At 55.3% G+C, this 15,163-nt stretch carries 14 protein-coding genes; 12 read left to right on the top strand and 2 right to left on the bottom strand.

Annotated features, from left to right (window positions below):
• Positions 1-9 precede the first annotated feature (9 nt).
• The 7 genes from ampG to DG357_RS05250 all read left to right on the top strand — a co-directional run bounded on the left by ampG (position 10) and on the right by DG357_RS05250 (position 8,257).
• Positions 10-1,485 (top strand): muropeptide MFS transporter AmpG, encoded by a 1,476-nt coding sequence (gene ampG / locus DG357_RS05280; RefSeq protein ID WP_028012159.1) that lies wholly within the window; start codon positions 10-12, stop codon positions 1,483-1,485.
• Between the two features lie 477 nt (positions 1,486-1,962).
• The gene (gene cyoA / locus DG357_RS05275) at positions 1,963-2,910 is read left to right on the top strand and encodes a cytochrome o ubiquinol oxidase subunit II (protein WP_048999051.1); all 948 of its coding nucleotides are present in this window, start codon (positions 1,963-1,965) and stop codon (positions 2,908-2,910) included.
• Between the two features lie 16 nt (positions 2,911-2,926).
• Positions 2,927-4,918, top strand: coding sequence for a cytochrome o ubiquinol oxidase subunit I (gene cyoB / locus DG357_RS05270; RefSeq protein ID WP_028012157.1), 1,992 nt, complete (start codon positions 2,927-2,929; stop codon positions 4,916-4,918).
• Positions 4,908-5,522 (top strand): cytochrome o ubiquinol oxidase subunit III, encoded by a 615-nt coding sequence (locus DG357_RS05265; RefSeq protein WP_003859057.1) that lies wholly within the window; start codon positions 4,908-4,910, stop codon positions 5,520-5,522. Before cyoB ends, DG357_RS05265 begins: the two co-directional genes overlap by 11 nt.
• Positions 5,522-5,848, top strand: a complete 327-nt coding sequence (locus DG357_RS05260) for a cytochrome o ubiquinol oxidase subunit IV (protein ID WP_006176899.1) — start codon at positions 5,522-5,524, stop codon at positions 5,846-5,848. The genes DG357_RS05265 and DG357_RS05260 overlap by 1 nt, the downstream gene beginning before the upstream one ends.
• 11 nt (positions 5,849-5,859) lie before the next feature.
• Positions 5,860-6,747, top strand: coding sequence for a heme o synthase (gene cyoE, locus DG357_RS05255; protein ID WP_003859062.1), 888 nt, complete (start codon positions 5,860-5,862; stop codon positions 6,745-6,747).
• Positions 6,748-6,895: 148 nt separating this feature from the next.
• Entirely contained in the window at positions 6,896-8,257 is a 1,362-nt protein-coding gene (locus tag DG357_RS05250; protein ID WP_088205232.1) for an MFS transporter, read from the top strand.
• 34 nt (positions 8,258-8,291) lie between these two features.
• Here the strand turns inward: DG357_RS05250 and DG357_RS05245 are convergent, their stop codons facing one another.
• Positions 8,292-8,783 (bottom strand): YajQ family cyclic di-GMP-binding protein, encoded by a 492-nt coding sequence (locus tag DG357_RS05245; protein ID WP_023293165.1) that lies wholly within the window; start codon positions 8,781-8,783, stop codon positions 8,292-8,294.
• Positions 8,784-8,904: 121 nt separating this feature from the next.
• On the opposite strand from DG357_RS05245, the gene panE reads away from it, so the two are divergent.
• Positions 8,905-9,816, top strand: a complete 912-nt coding sequence (panE, locus tag DG357_RS05240; protein ID WP_041911083.1) for a 2-dehydropantoate 2-reductase — start codon at positions 8,905-8,907, stop codon at positions 9,814-9,816.
• Positions 9,779-10,372 (top strand): protein deglycase YajL, encoded by a 594-nt coding sequence (yajL, locus tag DG357_RS05235; protein ID WP_045259897.1) that lies wholly within the window; start codon positions 9,779-9,781, stop codon positions 10,370-10,372. The genes panE and yajL overlap by 38 nt, the downstream gene beginning before the upstream one ends.
• Positions 10,373-10,459: 87 nt before the next feature.
• On the opposite strand, the gene thiI is transcribed toward yajL, so the two are convergent.
• Complete coding sequence (gene thiI, locus DG357_RS05230) at positions 10,460-11,908, bottom strand: tRNA uracil 4-sulfurtransferase ThiI (RefSeq protein WP_045259896.1); 1,449 nt, start codon at positions 11,906-11,908, stop codon at positions 10,460-10,462.
• Positions 11,909-12,086: 178 nt separating this feature from the next.
• On the opposite strand from thiI, the gene xseB reads away from it, so the two are divergent.
• Genes xseB through dxs form a run of 3 tightly spaced genes read left to right on the top strand, consistent with a single transcriptional unit; the run spans position 12,087 to position 15,116 of the window.
• Entirely contained in the window at positions 12,087-12,329 is a 243-nt protein-coding gene (gene xseB, locus DG357_RS05225) for an exodeoxyribonuclease VII small subunit (protein WP_003859094.1), read from the top strand.
• A complete protein-coding gene (gene ispA, locus DG357_RS05220; protein WP_028012152.1) occupies positions 12,330-13,229 on the top strand; it encodes a (2E,6E)-farnesyl diphosphate synthase in 900 nt (299 codons plus the stop codon).
• Between the two features lie 24 nt (positions 13,230-13,253).
• On the top strand, positions 13,254-15,116 hold the full coding sequence (gene dxs, locus DG357_RS05215; protein WP_088205233.1) for a 1-deoxy-D-xylulose-5-phosphate synthase: 1,863 nt from the start codon (positions 13,254-13,256) through the stop codon (positions 15,114-15,116).
• Positions 15,117-15,163: the final 47 nt, after the last annotated feature.

Below are 15,163 nucleotides of genomic sequence, written 5' to 3'. Positions count from 1 at the left end.
CATAAGAACATGTCCAGTCACTACTTACGCATTTTCCAGCAACCGAAATCAGCGATTCTGCTGATCCTCGGCTTTGCCTCCGGTTTACCCCTCGCGCTCACCTCCGGCACGCTTCAGGCGTGGATGACGGTTGAGAACATCGATCTCAAAACCATTGGTTTCTTCTCGCTTGTCGGTCAGGCGTATGTCTTTAAGTTCCTGTGGTCGCCGGTGATGGATCGCTATACGCCGCCGTTTCTGGGGCGTCGTCGCGGCTGGTTAGTGATGACACAGGTCCTGCTGCTGCTGGCGATTGCGGCGATGGGCTTTCTTGAGCCGACCACACAGCTCCGCTGGATGGCCGCGCTTGCGGTGGTGATAGCCTTCTGTTCCGCCTCTCAGGATATCGTGTTCGACGCCTGGAAGACGGACGTGTTACCTGCGGAAGAGCGCGGTGCCGGTGCGGCGATCAGCGTGCTGGGCTATCGCCTCGGGATGCTGGTCTCCGGCGGGCTGGCGTTGTGGCTGGCCGACCGTTATCTCGGCTGGCAGGGTATGTACTGGCTGATGGCTGCCCTGCTCATCCCCTGCATTATCGCTACGCTATTTGCACCCGAACCGAGCGACGTCATTCCGGTTCCCCGCTCGCTGGAACAGGCCGTGGCCGAACCGCTGCGTGACTTTTTTGGCCGCAACAATGCCTGGCTGATCCTGCTGCTCATTGTCCTTTATAAGCTGGGCGATGCCTTTGCCATGAGCCTGACCACCACCTTCCTGATCCGCGGCGTCGGTTTTGATGCCGGTGAAGTGGGCGTGGTGAATAAAACGCTGGGGCTGTTTGCGACCATCGTCGGTGCGCTTTATGGCGGCGTATTGATGCAGCGCCTGACGCTGTTCCGCGCGCTGCTGATCTTCGGCATCCTGCAGGGCGCATCTAACGCGGGCTACTGGCTGCTGTCGGTGACTGACAAGCATATGTTCAGCATGGCCGCGGCGGTGTTCTTTGAAAATCTCTGTGGCGGCATGGGGACGGCGGCATTTGTCGCCCTGCTGATGACCCTGTGCAATAAATCGTTTTCCGCTACGCAGTTTGCGCTGCTCTCGGCGCTCTCGGCCGTTGGCCGCGTGTACGTAGGCCCGATTGCCGGCTGGTTTGTAGAAGCCCACGGCTGGCCAACGTTTTATCTCTTCTCGGTCGCGGCTGCCGTGCCGGGGATTTTATTATTGCTGGTGTGTCGCCAGACGCTGGAATATACCCAGCGGACCGAACACTTTATGCCGCGTACTGAATATCACCGCGCCTACCGATTTGCGTTACGTCTGCTAATGGCGGGCTGCGGCGCGCTGGCGCTATGGCTTGTGGTACTTATCGTTAACGCCAGTACGTCTCTGGCGCTCCCCCTCGAAGCCCTTCTGCTGGATGCTGGAGCCCTGCTGGCCATCGCCGGGATCCTGACGGGCGGTCTGCTCGATTTTATGGCATTGCGTAAAACGCAGATGACCTGAAGAAAAAGTGAAAGGTTATTTCCCGTTGTAATCACTAACCGAAATTATAACGGTGAAATAGCCAACAGCCGCTAAAAAAATATTTGTTGTTTTGTGCGGGATAGGATTTGGAAATTATTGGAGCCAATTCCAAAACGCTATTTTTCATTAAACGATTCAGCATTGGAAAGTTTGATTTTTCGTTTTTTAGATGTCTTTTTATTGATAATTAATTGTTAATTTTTTGTATATTTTTAACAATGGTTATACCAATTGCCCCTTTTAGGGTATGCTTGGGGGTCCTTTCGTTATAAAGCCCATATCATGCGGCTTCGGTCATAAAAACCGACATAATCTGCAACACTTGTGACACGTGCGGCAGAACCCGGTAACACCTTCCTGACACAGGCCTAATGATGTTTACAGTAATGTAACCTTCCCGTAAAATGCCCGCACACTTTAAACGCCACCAGACTCCCGTGGAATTGAGGTCGTTAAATGAGACTCAGGAAATACAATAAAAGTTTGGGATGGTTGTCATTATTCGCAGGTACTGTATTACTCAGTGGCTGTGATTCTGCACTACTAGACCCCAAAGGACAGATTGGACTGGAACAACGTTCACTGATATTGACGGCTTTTGGCCTGATGTTGATTGTGGTTATTCCTGCCATTTTGATGGCTGTTGGTTTCGCCTGGAAGTATCGTGCGAGCAATAAAGATGCGAAGTATAGCCCGAACTGGTCACACTCCAACAAAGTTGAAGCTGTGGTCTGGACGGTACCTATCCTGATCATCCTGTTCCTTGCCGTGCTGACCTGGAAAACCACTCACTCACTTGAGCCAAGCAAGCCGCTGGTTCACGATGAAAAACCTATTACCATTGAAGTGGTCTCCATGGACTGGAAATGGTTCTTCATCTATCCAGAGCAGGGCATTGCTACCGTGAATGAAATCGCCTTCCCGGCGAACACTCCGGTTCAGTTCAAAGTGACCTCCAACTCCGTAATGAACTCCTTCTTCATCCCGCGTCTGGGTAGCCAGATTTACGCGATGGCCGGTATGCAGACGAACCTGCATCTGATCGCGAATGAAGCAGGCACCTACGATGGTATCTCCGCCAGCTATAGCGGCCCGGGCTTCTCAGGTATGAAGTTCAAAGCTATTGCGACGCCGGACCGTGCCGCTTTCGACCAGTGGGTTGAAAAAGCGAAGCAGTCTCCAAACACCATGTCTGACATGGCGGCGTTCGAAAAAGTGGCTGCACCTAGCGAATACAACAAGGTGGAGTACTTCTCTAACGTGAAACCAGATTTGTTCAAAGACGTTATTGGCAAATTTATGGATCACGGCAAGAGCATGGACATGACCCAGCCAGAAGGCGAGCACAGCGCGCACGAAGGTATGGAAGGCATGGACATGAGCCACGCGGAAACCGCTCACTAAGGGGCCGAGGAAGAAAATGTTCGGAAAATTGACACTGGATGCAGTGCCCTACCATGAACCGATTATCATGGTTACGGTGGCTGCAATTATCATTGGTGGCGCGGCCTTAGTTGGCCTAATCACTTACTTCGGTAAGTGGAGCTACCTGTGGAATGAGTGGCTGACTTCGGTTGACCACAAAAAACTCGGTATCATGTACTGCATCGTCGGTATCGTCATGTTAATTCGTGGCTTTGCGGATGCAATCATGATGCGTAGCCAGCAGGCACTCGCGTCTGCGGGCGAAGCCGGCTTCCTGCCACCGCACCACTACGATCAGATCTTTACCGCCCACGGCGTTATCATGATCTTCTTCGTGGCGATGCCGCTGGTAATCGGTCTGATGAACGTTGTCGTTCCGCTGCAAATTGGCGCGCGCGACGTAGCGTTCCCGTTCCTGAACAACCTGAGCTTCTGGTTCACGGTTGTCGGCGTTATCCTGGTTAACCTGTCACTGGGCGTGGGCGAATTCGCACAGACCGGCTGGCTGGCTTACCCGCCGCTTTCGGGAATTGAGTACAGTCCGGGTGTAGGCGTTGACTACTGGATTTGGGCGCTTCAGCTCTCCGGTGTCGGTACCACCCTGACCGGTATCAACTTCTTCGTGACCATCCTGAAGATGCGTGCACCAGGTATGACGATGTTCAAGATGCCGGTATTTACCTGGGCATCTCTGTGCGCCAACGTACTGATTATCGCGTCGTTCCCAATTCTGACCGTCACCATCGCGCTGCTGACCCTGGACCGCTACCTGGGCACCCATTTCTTCACGAATGATATGGGTGGCAACATGATGATGTACATCAACCTGATTTGGGCCTGGGGTCACCCGGAAGTGTACATTCTGGTTCTGCCTGTCTTCGGTGTGTTCTCCGAAATCGCGGCAACCTTCTCGCGTAAGCGTCTGTTTGGTTACACCTCTCTGGTGTGGGCAACCGTGTGTATTACCGTTCTGTCGTTCATCGTTTGGCTGCACCACTTCTTTACCATGGGTGCGGGCGCGAACGTAAACGCCTTCTTCGGTATCACCACCATGATTATCGCCATCCCTACCGGGGTGAAGATCTTCAACTGGCTGTTCACCATGTACCAGGGCCGTATCGTGTTCCACTCAGCAATGCTGTGGACCATCGGCTTCATCGTGACCTTCTCCGTAGGTGGGATGACCGGCGTACTGCTGGCGGTGCCAGGTGCTGACTTCGTTCTGCACAACAGCCTGTTCCTGATTGCGCACTTCCATAACGTTATCATCGGCGGCGTGGTCTTCGGCTGCTTCGCAGGTGTGACTTACTGGTGGCCTAAGGCGTTTGGCTTCACGCTGAACGAAACCTGGGGTAAACGCGCGTTCTGGTTCTGGATCATTGGCTTCTTCGTGGCGTTTATGCCGCTGTACGTGCTGGGCTTCATGGGTATGACCCGTCGTCTGAGCCAGCAGATCGATCCGCAGTTCCACCCAATGCTGATGGTTGCAGCGGGCGGTGCAGCGCTGATTGCCTGCGGTATTCTGTGCCAGCTGATTCAGTACTACGTGTCCATCCGCGACCGTAACCTGAACCGCGACCTGACCGGTGACCCATGGGGTGGCCGTACGCTGGAGTGGGCAACCTCTTCTCCACCACCGTTCTATAACTTTGCCGTAGTGCCGCACATTCACGAGCGTGACGCATTCTGGGAAATGAAAGAAAAAGGTGAAGCGTACAAGCAACCTGAGCATTACGAAGAGATCCATATGCCGAAAAACAGCGCTGCGGGCATCGTGATTGCCGCTTTCGCAACGGTATTTGGTTTCGCAATGATCTGGCACATCTGGTGGATGGCGATTGTTGGCTTCGCTGGCATCGTAATCAGCTGGATTGTGAAGAGCTTTGACGAGGACGTGGACTACTACGTACCAGTCCGTGAAGTTGAAAAGCTGGAAAATCAGCATTTCGACGAGATTTCTAAAGCGGGGCTGAAAAATGGCAACTGATACTCTGGCGCACTCAACTGCCCACGCGCATGAACATGCGCACCATGATACAGGACCGACCAAAGTCTTCGGTTTCTGGATCTACCTGATGAGCGACTGCATTCTGTTCTGCTGTCTGTTCGCGACCTATGCCGTTCTGGTGAACGGCACAGCGGGCGGCCCGACCGGCAAGGACATCTTTGAACTGCCGTTCGTTCTGGTTGAAACCGCACTGCTGTTATTCAGCTCCATCACCTACGGCATGGCGGCTATCGCCATGTACAAAAACAACAAGAGCCAGGTTGTCTCCTGGCTGGCGTTGACCTGGCTGTTTGGTGCTGGCTTTATCGGGATGGAAATCTATGAATTCCACCACCTGATTATGGAAGGCTTCGGACCGGATCGCAGTGGCTTCCTGTCCGCGTTCTTCGCGCTGGTGGGTACCCACGGTCTGCACGTGACCTCGGGTCTGATCTGGATGGCAGTACTGATGTTCCAGATCTCCCGCCGCGGCCTGACCAGCACTAACCGTACCCGTATCATGTGCCTGAGCCTGTTCTGGCACTTCCTGGACGTGGTATGGATCTGCGTGTTCTCTGTTGTCTATCTGATGGGGGCGATGTAATGAGTCATTCTAACGATCATGGCGCTTCCCACGGCAGCGTAAAAACCTACATGACAGGTTTCATCCTGTCGATCATCCTGACGGTGATCCCGTTCTGGATGGTGATGAGCGGTTCTGCGTCCAAGCCGGTTATCCTGGGAGCAATCCTGGTGACCGCGGTGATTCAGATTCTGGTGCATCTGGTTTGCTTCCTGCACATGAACACCAAGTCCGATGAAGGCTGGAATATGACTGCCTTTATCTTTACCGTGATTATCATCGCTATCCTGGTAGTCGGTTCCATCTGGATTATGTGGAACCTCAACTACAACATGATGGTTCACTAAGAGCGGCGAGTATGTTTAAGCAATACCTGCAAGTCACGAAACCAGGCATCATCTTTGGCAACCTGATCTCCGTAATCGGAGGGTTCCTGCTGGCCTCTAAAGGCAGCATTGATTACACCCTCTTTATTTACACGCTGGTCGGTGTGTCACTGGTGGTTGCGTCCGGTTGTGTATTTAACAACTACATCGACATGGATATCGACAAGAAGATGGAAAGGACCAAGAATCGGGTGCTGGTTAAAGGCCTGATTGCCCCTTCCGTCTCGCTGGTGTACGCCACCTTGCTGGGTATTGCTGGCTTTATGCTGCTGTGGTTTGGTGCTAACCCGCTGGCCTGCTGGCTGGGGGTGATGGGGTTCGTGGTGTATGTAGGCGTCTACAGCCTGTATATGAAGCGTCACTCCGTCTACGGCACGCTGATTGGTTCTCTCTCCGGCGCTGCGCCGCCGGTGATTGGCTACTGCGCCGTCACGAACGAGTTCGACAGCGGTGCGCTCATCCTGCTGGCTATCTTTAGCCTGTGGCAGATGCCGCACTCCTATGCCATCGCGATTTTCCGCTTCAAGGATTATCAGGCGGCGAACATTCCGGTTCTGCCGGTCGTGAAAGGTATCTCGGTTGCCAAGAACCACATCACGCTGTATATCATCGCCTTTGCCGTGGCAACGCTGATGCTCTCTCTGGGCGGTTACGCCGGATATAAATATCTGGTGGTAGCAGCCGCGGTGAGCGTCTGGTGGCTCGGCATGGCCCTGCGCGGCTACAAGGTGGAAGATGACAAAGTCTGGGCGCGCAAGCTGTTTGTGTTCTCGATTGTCGCCATCACCTCCCTGTCCGTGATGATGTCCGTAGACTTCATGGTGCCGGACTCGCAAAACCTGCTGACTTACGTCTGGTAAGTTTATGTGATGATGAAAAGGGTGCTTCGGCACCCTTTTTTATTCACGAAATATATTAATTACGCATGTAATATTTGTTAAATAAGCCTTTATTTACCCCGCCCCTTCCCCGCACTACACTATGGCCTGCTTTTAAATTGAGGTGGTAATGAACGATTATAAAATGACGCCGGGCGAGCTGCGTGCGACCTGGGGTTTAGGGACTGTTTTCTCGCTGCGGATGCTTGGCATGTTTATGGTCCTGCCCGTTCTGACCACGTACGGCATGGCGTTACAGGGTGCCAGCGAAGCGCTGATTGGCCTTGCTATTGGCATTTACGGTCTGGCGCAGGCGGTGTTCCAGATCCCCTTTGGCCTGCTCTCTGATCGGGTGGGCCGCAAGCCGCTGATTGTCGGCGGGCTGCTGGTCTTTGTGCTCGGGAGCGTTATTGCCGCCCTCTCCCACTCCATCTGGGGCATTATTTTGGGCCGCGCCCTGCAAGGGTCCGGGGCGATTGCCGCCGCGGTGATGGCGCTGCTTTCTGACCTGACACGCGAGCAAAACCGTACCAAAGCGATGGCGTTCATCGGCGTGAGCTTTGGCGTGACGTTTGCGATTGCGATGGTGCTCGGTCCCATCATTACGCACAAACTGGGTCTGCACGCCCTGTTCTGGATGATTGCGGTGCTGGCGACTATCGGGATCGCACTCACCCTGTGGGTTGTGCCAGACAGTAAAAATCACGTCCTTAACCGTGAATCCGGGATGGTTAAAGGCTGCTTTAGCAAAGTCATCGCCGAGCCGCGTCTGCTAAAACTTAACTTCGGCATTATGTGCCTGCATATTCTGCTGATGTCCACCTTCGTCGCCCTGCCCGGCCAGCTTGCCGCAGCAGGTTTCCCGGCGGCCGAGCACTGGAAAATTTATCTGGTCACGATGCTGATTTCGTTTGTCTCTGTCGTGCCGTTCATCATCTACGCCGAAGTGAAGCGCAAAATGAAGCGCGTCTTCGTGGGCTGCGTGGCGTTACTGCTGATTGCCGAGATCGTGCTGTGGGGTGCCGGCCCGCACTTCTGGGAGCTGATCGCAGGCGTGCAGTTGTTCTTCCTGGCGTTTAATCTGATGGAAGCGCTGCTGCCGTCACTGATCAGCAAAGAGTCCCCCGCCGGTTACAAAGGCACGGCAATGGGCATTTACTCCACCAGCCAGTTCCTCGGCGTGGCGATCGGCGGATCGCTTGGCGGCTGGGTCGACGGCCTGTTTGATTCACAAACCGTGTTTCTCGCGGGCGCGCTGCTGGCAACAGTCTGGCTGCTGGTTGCCAGCACCATGAAAGAACCGCGCTATGTGAGCAGCCTGCGCGTGGAGATCCCGGATGACGTGGGGATTAGCGACGCGCTGAAGCAGCGTCTGGAAGGAAAAGAAGGGGTCACAGAGGTGCTGATTGTTCCCGAAGAGCGCAGCGCTTATGTCAAAATTGACAGCAAAGTGACCAACCGCTTTGAGGTGGAGCAGGCGCTGAAGGCCTGAAAAAAAGCCCGGTTGAACCGGGCTTTTTTTTGTCTTAATCGCGGAAGTTTTTAAACTGGAACGGCTGTCCCAAATCCCCGCCGCGCACCAGCGCCATCACGGACTGGAGATCGTCGCGGGATTTACCGGTGACGCGAATTTCTTCGCCCTGGATCTGCGCCTGCACCTTCAGCTTGCTGTCTTTAATCAGCTTAACGATCTTCTTCTGCACCGCGCTCTCGATGCCCTGCTTCAGTTTGGCTTCTACAAACCAGTTCTTACCGCTGTGGACAAACTCGTCCGGCACGTCCAGAGACGTTCCTTCGATGCCACGTTTTAACAGCTTGGCGCGCAGAATGTCGAGCAGCTGATTCACCTGGAAATCAGACTCGCTCAGCACCTTAATAGTCTTATTTGCGTCGTTCAGCTCAAACGACGCCTCAACGCCGCGAAAATCGAAACGTGACTCAACTTCGCGGGTTGCGTTCTCAACGCCGTTGCGAACTTCCTGGATATCAACTTCGGAAACAATATCGAAAGATGGCATCTTTTCTTCTCCCTTCACTTTTGTTGCGTTGCATAATACCCGCTACGAGGCATAACTCAACAGAAGCTTAGCTGTATAATTAAGCTGTAACACCTGGCGCAGTTGCAGGTGAGGAGGAACAATGAAAATTACGGTGCTCGGATGCGGAGCGCTCGGCCAGCTGTGGCTGACCGCGCTGTGCAAGCACGGACATGAGGTTCAAGGCTGGCTGCGCGTGCCCCAGCCCTATTGCAGTGTCAACCTGATTGGTGAAGACGGAAGCATTTTTAACGAATCCCTCACCGCGAACGATCCTGATTTCCTGGCGCAAAGCGACCTGTTGCTGGTGACGCTCAAGGCGTGGCAGGTCTCAGATGCGGTTAAGACTCTGGCCGCGCAGCTCCCCCCCACGTCCCCCATTCTGCTGCTGCATAACGGTATGGGAACCCTTGATGAGCTGAAAAGCGTCCCGCAGCCTCTGCTAATGGCGACCACCACCCACGCTGCGCGTCGCGACGGGACTATTATCGTGCATGTCGCCAGCGGCGTGACGCACATCGGCCCGGCCAGAACACAGGATGGCGACTACAGCTATCTGGCCGATGTTTTGCAAAAGGTCTTGCCGGACGTCGCCTGGCACAACAACATCCGCCCTCAGCTGTGGCGCAAGCTGGCCGTAAACTGCGTGATCAATCCGCTGACGGCGCTGTGGAACTGCCCGAACGGGGAGCTGAAAAACCATCCGCAGGAGGTGGCATCCCTGTGTGCAGAAGTCGCGTCGGTCATTGAGCGAGAAGGCCTGCACACCTCAGCAGAGGATTTACGCTGTTATGTCGAGCAGGTTATTGAGAGTACGGCTGAGAACATCTCCTCGATGCTGCAGGACGTTCGGGCATTACGCCATACGGAGATAGATTACATTACCGGCTATCTGCTAAAGCGCGCCCGCTCGCACGGCATCGCCGTGCCGGAAAACGCCCGTCTGTATGACCTGGTTAAACGTAAGGAGAGTGAATATGAGCGCGTCGGCACTGATTTGCCTCGCTCCTGGTAGCGAAGAGATGGAAGCGGTCACCACCATTGATTTACTGGTACGTGGCGGCATTAAGGTAACAACCGCCAGCGTAGCCAGCGACGGCAATCTGGCAATCACCTGTTCACGAGGGGTGAAAATCCTGGCAGACGCACCGCTTGTCCAGGTTGCTGACGGCGATTACGACATCATCGTCCTGCCCGGCGGCTTAAAAGGCGCGGAATGTTTCCGCGACAGCCCGCTGTTGGTTGAAACCGTGCGTCAGTTTCATCTGTCGGGTCGTATCGTCGCGGCAATCTGTGCCGCCGCTGGAACGGTTCTGATTCCGCACGATATCTTCCCTATCGGCAATATGACCGGCTTCCCGGGGCTTAAGGATACGATCCCGGAAGAGCATTGGGTGGATAAACGCGTCGTCTGGGATCCGCGCGTCAACCTGCTGACCAGCCAGGGACCCGGCACCGCGATTGATTTTGGCTTAAAGATTATTGATCTGCTGGTCGGGCGGGAGAAGGCCTACGAAGTGGCGTCGTCGCTGGTGATGCCGGCGGGGATTTATAATTACTATGAAGAGTAGTGCATAAAAAAAGCCGGGTGGCGCGAGGTAAAAGCAAAACGGCAACCTTTGGTTGCCGTTTTTAATGTGAGGGCACCAGGCCGCACGCTACGGACGATACACCTTCACATTCGCGAATCCCTGCTCGCGCAGGTACAGCGCCTGCAGGCGGCTCATCACCCCGCGCTCACACCACAGCAGATACGTTTTGCTCTGATCGAGGTCGCCAAACTTAGTGCTCAGCTTGTAGAACGGCAGAGAAACCACCTCTACGCCTTCCACCTTCAGCGGCTTGTCATCCTGCTCGTCAATGGAGCGGATATCCAGAATCGCATCGTTCGCACCGAAACCGCTCACGGTTTCCACTTCAACCACTTCCTGCTCGGTCTGCTGGGCAATCTCGCGGATGTCGATGTTGGACGCTTCTGCCACCACTCTTTCCAGGATGCTGAAATCGAAGTTCTCTTCTTCCGCTTCGATCTTCGCCTTCACTGCCTTGACGGTCGGGCTTTTTGAGATCACGCCGCAGTATTCCGGCATGGTGCGGGCAAAGTCTTCGGTGCCGATTTCGCGCGCCAGGTCGATGATGTGCTCTTTATCGTGGGAGATCAGCGGACGCAGGATCAGCGTATCTGATACGTTGTCGATCAGACGCAGGTTGGTCAGCGTCTGGCTGGAGACCTGGCCCAGCGCTTCGCCGGTGACCAGCGCCTGCACGCCGTAACGTTCGGCGACTTTGGACGCCGCGCGAACCATCATACGTTTGAGGATGACGCCCATCTGGCCGTCATCCACTTTTTCAAGGATTTCGCCCACTACCGGCTCAAAGTTGATCGCCACAAAACGCACGCGGTGGGAGCTGCCGAAGCGGTTCCACAGGTAATGCGCCACCTGACGAACGCCAATTTCATGCGCCGCGCCGCCCAGGTTGAAGAAGCAGTAGTGCACGCGGCAACCGCGACGCATCAGCATGTAGCTGGAGACGCCGGAGTCGAAGCCGCCCGAGATCAGCGACAGCACATCTTCCTGCGTGCCGATCGGGAAACCGCCAATACCTTCATAACGGCCCTTAACCAGCAGCAGACGATCGTTCTCGATCTCAAGGTTAACGGTGACGTCCGGGTTAGTCAGGCGCACGCGCGCCGTCTCAACGTGCTGGTTCAGACCGCCGCCGACGTAGCGCTCGACTTCAATCGAGCTAAACTCGTGCTTACCGCGACGCTTCACGCGCACGCAGAAGGTTTTGCCTTCGATCTGATCGCGGTACTGTACCAGCGCCTTTTCGAAGATATCGTGCATATCGCTGAACGGAACGTCTTCCACTTCCAGAATATGGTGAATACCTGGAATACGGGTCAGCGCGTCGCGAATATCAAGGCGTTTGCTTTCGTCTTTCGCGCGGACTTCAACGTGGTCCCAGTGACGCACTACGGCGAGCGTTTCGTCGTAGTGTTTTAATACGTTACGAATGTTCCCGGTGAGAATTTTAATAAAGCGCAAACGCACAGATTGGCTTTTGATGGTGATTTCAGGGAACAATTTAATGATAAACTTCATGGCGGCAATGTTTCTTAGGCAAGCTTATAAAGGCTTGTAGTGGAAAATGATACAGCAGCCCACACCCGTGGCTGCATCCAGGCGCGCAAGTATACCACCATCGCGCCACTCGCGTTATTTGATAATTGCCCCGAGTCCGTTACCATGTTGGGGCGAAGAATATAAGAGTTAATTCACTATGCCGAAGAAGAACGACGCACCGGCCAGTTTTGAAACTGCGCTGAGTGAGCTTGAGCAGATTGTTACCCGCCTCGAGAGCGGCGATTTACCGCTGGAAGACGCCCTCAACGAATTTGAGCGCGGTGTGCAGCTTGCGCGCCAGGGGCAGGTAAAACTCCAGCAGGCCGAGCAGCGTGTGCAGATCCTGCTTTCCGACAGCGAAGACGCTAAAACCACGCCATTCACACCGGACGCCGAGTAAATGGATTTTACCAACGCGCTTCAGGCGCGCGTCGTTCGCGCCAACGACGCCCTGCGCCGTTTTATTGAGCCGCAGCCTTTTCAGAACACTCCACTGGTTGAAGCCATGCACTATGGCGCACTCTTAGGGGGAAAACGCCTGCGTCCGTTCCTGGTGTATGCCACGGGCAATATGTTTGGCATCAGCGATAATACGCTGGACGCCCCGGCTGCCGCCGTGGAGTGCATCCATGCCTACTCGCTGATCCACGACGATCTCCCGGCGATGGACGACGACGATCTGCGCCGGGGTCAGCCAACCTGCCACATTAAGTTTGGCGAGGCGAATGCCATTCTGGCGGGCGATGCCTTGCAGACGCTGGCGTTCTCGATTCTGAGCGATGCGCCGATGGCGGAAGTGGCCGACCGCGACCGCCTGGCGATGATCTCCGAACTGGCAATGGCCAGCGGCGTGGCCGGCATGTGCGGCGGTCAGGCGCTGGATCTTGAAGCGGAAGGACGTCAGGTTAATCTGGAACAGCTGGAGCGTATTCATCGCCATAAGACGGGCGCGCTTATTCGTTCCGCCGTTCGCCTGGGCGCGCTGAGCGCGGGTGAGCAAGGGCGCAAAGCCCTGCCGATTCTGGACAGATACGCAGAAAGTATCGGTCTGGCATTCCAGGTTCAGGATGACATTCTGGATGTGGTGGGCGATACTGCAACATTGGGTAAACGTCAGGGTGCGGATCAGCAGCTTGGCAAAAGTACCTATCCCGCCCTGCTGGGTCTTGAGCAAGCCCAACGTAAAGCCCGGGATCTGATTGACGATGCCCGCCAGTCGCTGAATGAGCTGGCCGCGCAATCGCTGGATACCTCGGCACTGGAAGCGCTAGCGGACTATATAATCCAGCGTGATAAATAAACTATATATCTCGATGAGCCTTTGATGAGTTTTGATATTGCCAAATACCCGACACTGGCGTTAGTTGACTCCACCCAGGAGTTACGTCTGTTGCCGAAAGAGAGTCTGCCGAAGCTGTGTGACGAGCTGCGTCGTTACCTGCTCGACAGCGTTAGCCGCTCCAGCGGCCACTTCGCCTCCGGGCTTGGCACGGTTGAGCTGACCGTGGCGTTGCATTACGTCTATAACACGCCGTTCGATCAGCTTATCTGGGACGTGGGCCACCAGGCTTATCCGCACAAAATTCTGACCGGACGTCGCGATAAAATTGGCACCATTCGTCAGAAAGGCGGCCTGCACCCGTTCCCGTGGCGCGGTGAGAGCGAGTATGACGTGCTGAGCGTCGGCCACTCATCGACCTCCATTTCCGCGGGCATCGGTATTGCCGTTGCTGCCGAGAAAGAGAACAAGCAGCGCCGCACCGTCTGCGTGATTGGCGACGGGGCCATCACCGCCGGGATGGCTTTTGAAGCCATGAACCACGCGGGCGATATCAAGCCGGACATGCTGGTTATCCTCAACGATAACGAAATGTCGATCTCCGAGAACGTCGGCGCGCTGAACAACCATCTGGCGCAGCTGCTTTCCGGCAAGCTTTACTCGTCGCTGCGGGAAGGCGGGAAAAAAGTTTTCTCCGGCGTGCCGCCGATCAAAGAGCTGCTCAAGCGTACCGAAGAACACATCAAAGGCATGGTCGTGCCGGGCACGCTGTTCGAAGAGCTGGGCTTTAACTATATCGGCCCGGTGGACGGGCACGATGTGCTGGGTCTGGTGTCCACACTTAAAAACATGCGCGACCTGAAAGGCCCGCAGTTCCTGCATATCATGACCAAAAAAGGGCGTGGCTACGAACCGGCGGAGAAAGATCCGATCACCTTCCACGCAGTGCCAAAGTTCGACCATACCAGCGGCTGCCTGCCGAAAAGCAGCGGCGGAATGCCAAGCTACTCAAAAATCTTTGGCGACTGGCTGTGCGAGACGGCGGCAAAAGATAACAAGCTGATGGCGGTCACGCCTGCCATGCGTGAAGGCTCCGGCATGGTCGAGTTCTCCAAAAAATACCCGGACCAGTATTTCGACGTCGCCATTGCCGAGCAGCACGCGGTCACCTTTGCGGCAGGGCTGGCGATTGGCGGCTACAAGCCGGTGGTGGCGATTTACTCCACCTTCCTGCAGCGCGCTTACGACCAGGTGATCCATGACGTTGCCATCCAGAAGCTGCCGGTGCTGTTTGCTATCGACCGCGCGGGCATCGTGGGGGCCGACGGCCAGACGCACCAGGGGGCGTTTGATCTCTCCTTCCTGCGCTGCATCCCGGACATGGTCATCATGACGCCAAGCGACGAAAACGAGTGTCGTCAGATGCTGTATACCGGCTACCACTATCAGGACGGCCCCTGCGCGGTACGTTATCCGCGCGGCAATGCCCTTGGCGTTGAACTTCAGCCGCTGGAAAAACTCGAGATCGGTAAAGGTCTGGTGAAACGTCGCGGCGAAAAAGTGGCGATCCTGAACTTTGGTACGCTGATGCCGGAAGCGGCAAAAGTCGCTGAAACCCTGAACGCGACGCTGGTGGATATGCGCTTTGTGAAGCCGCTCGATGAATCTCTGATTCTGAGCATGGCGGAAAGCCACGACGTGCTAGTCACGCTGGAAGAGAACGCCATCATGGGCGGTGCGGGTAGCGGCGTTAACGAAGTGCTGATGGCGAACCGTAAATTGGTTCCGGTGCTGAACCTCGGCCTGCCGGACCACTTCATCCCGCAAGGCACTCAGGACGAGGCGCGTGCCGATATCGGCCTGGACGCCGCCGGTATCGAAGCCAGAATCCGCAGCTGGCTGGCCTGATCCCTCCCCTTTTCTGCTCCTGCTATGCTTAAACGTATTGTTTAAAC

Origin of the sequence: Enterobacter bugandensis (assembly GCF_900324475.1) — a bacterium.
In the GTDB taxonomy this organism is placed as follows: Bacteria; Pseudomonadota; Gammaproteobacteria; order Enterobacterales; family Enterobacteriaceae; genus Enterobacter; species Enterobacter bugandensis.
Note: the sequence above shows the minus strand (reverse complement) of the source record. Positions and strands in the feature narration are given on the sequence as shown.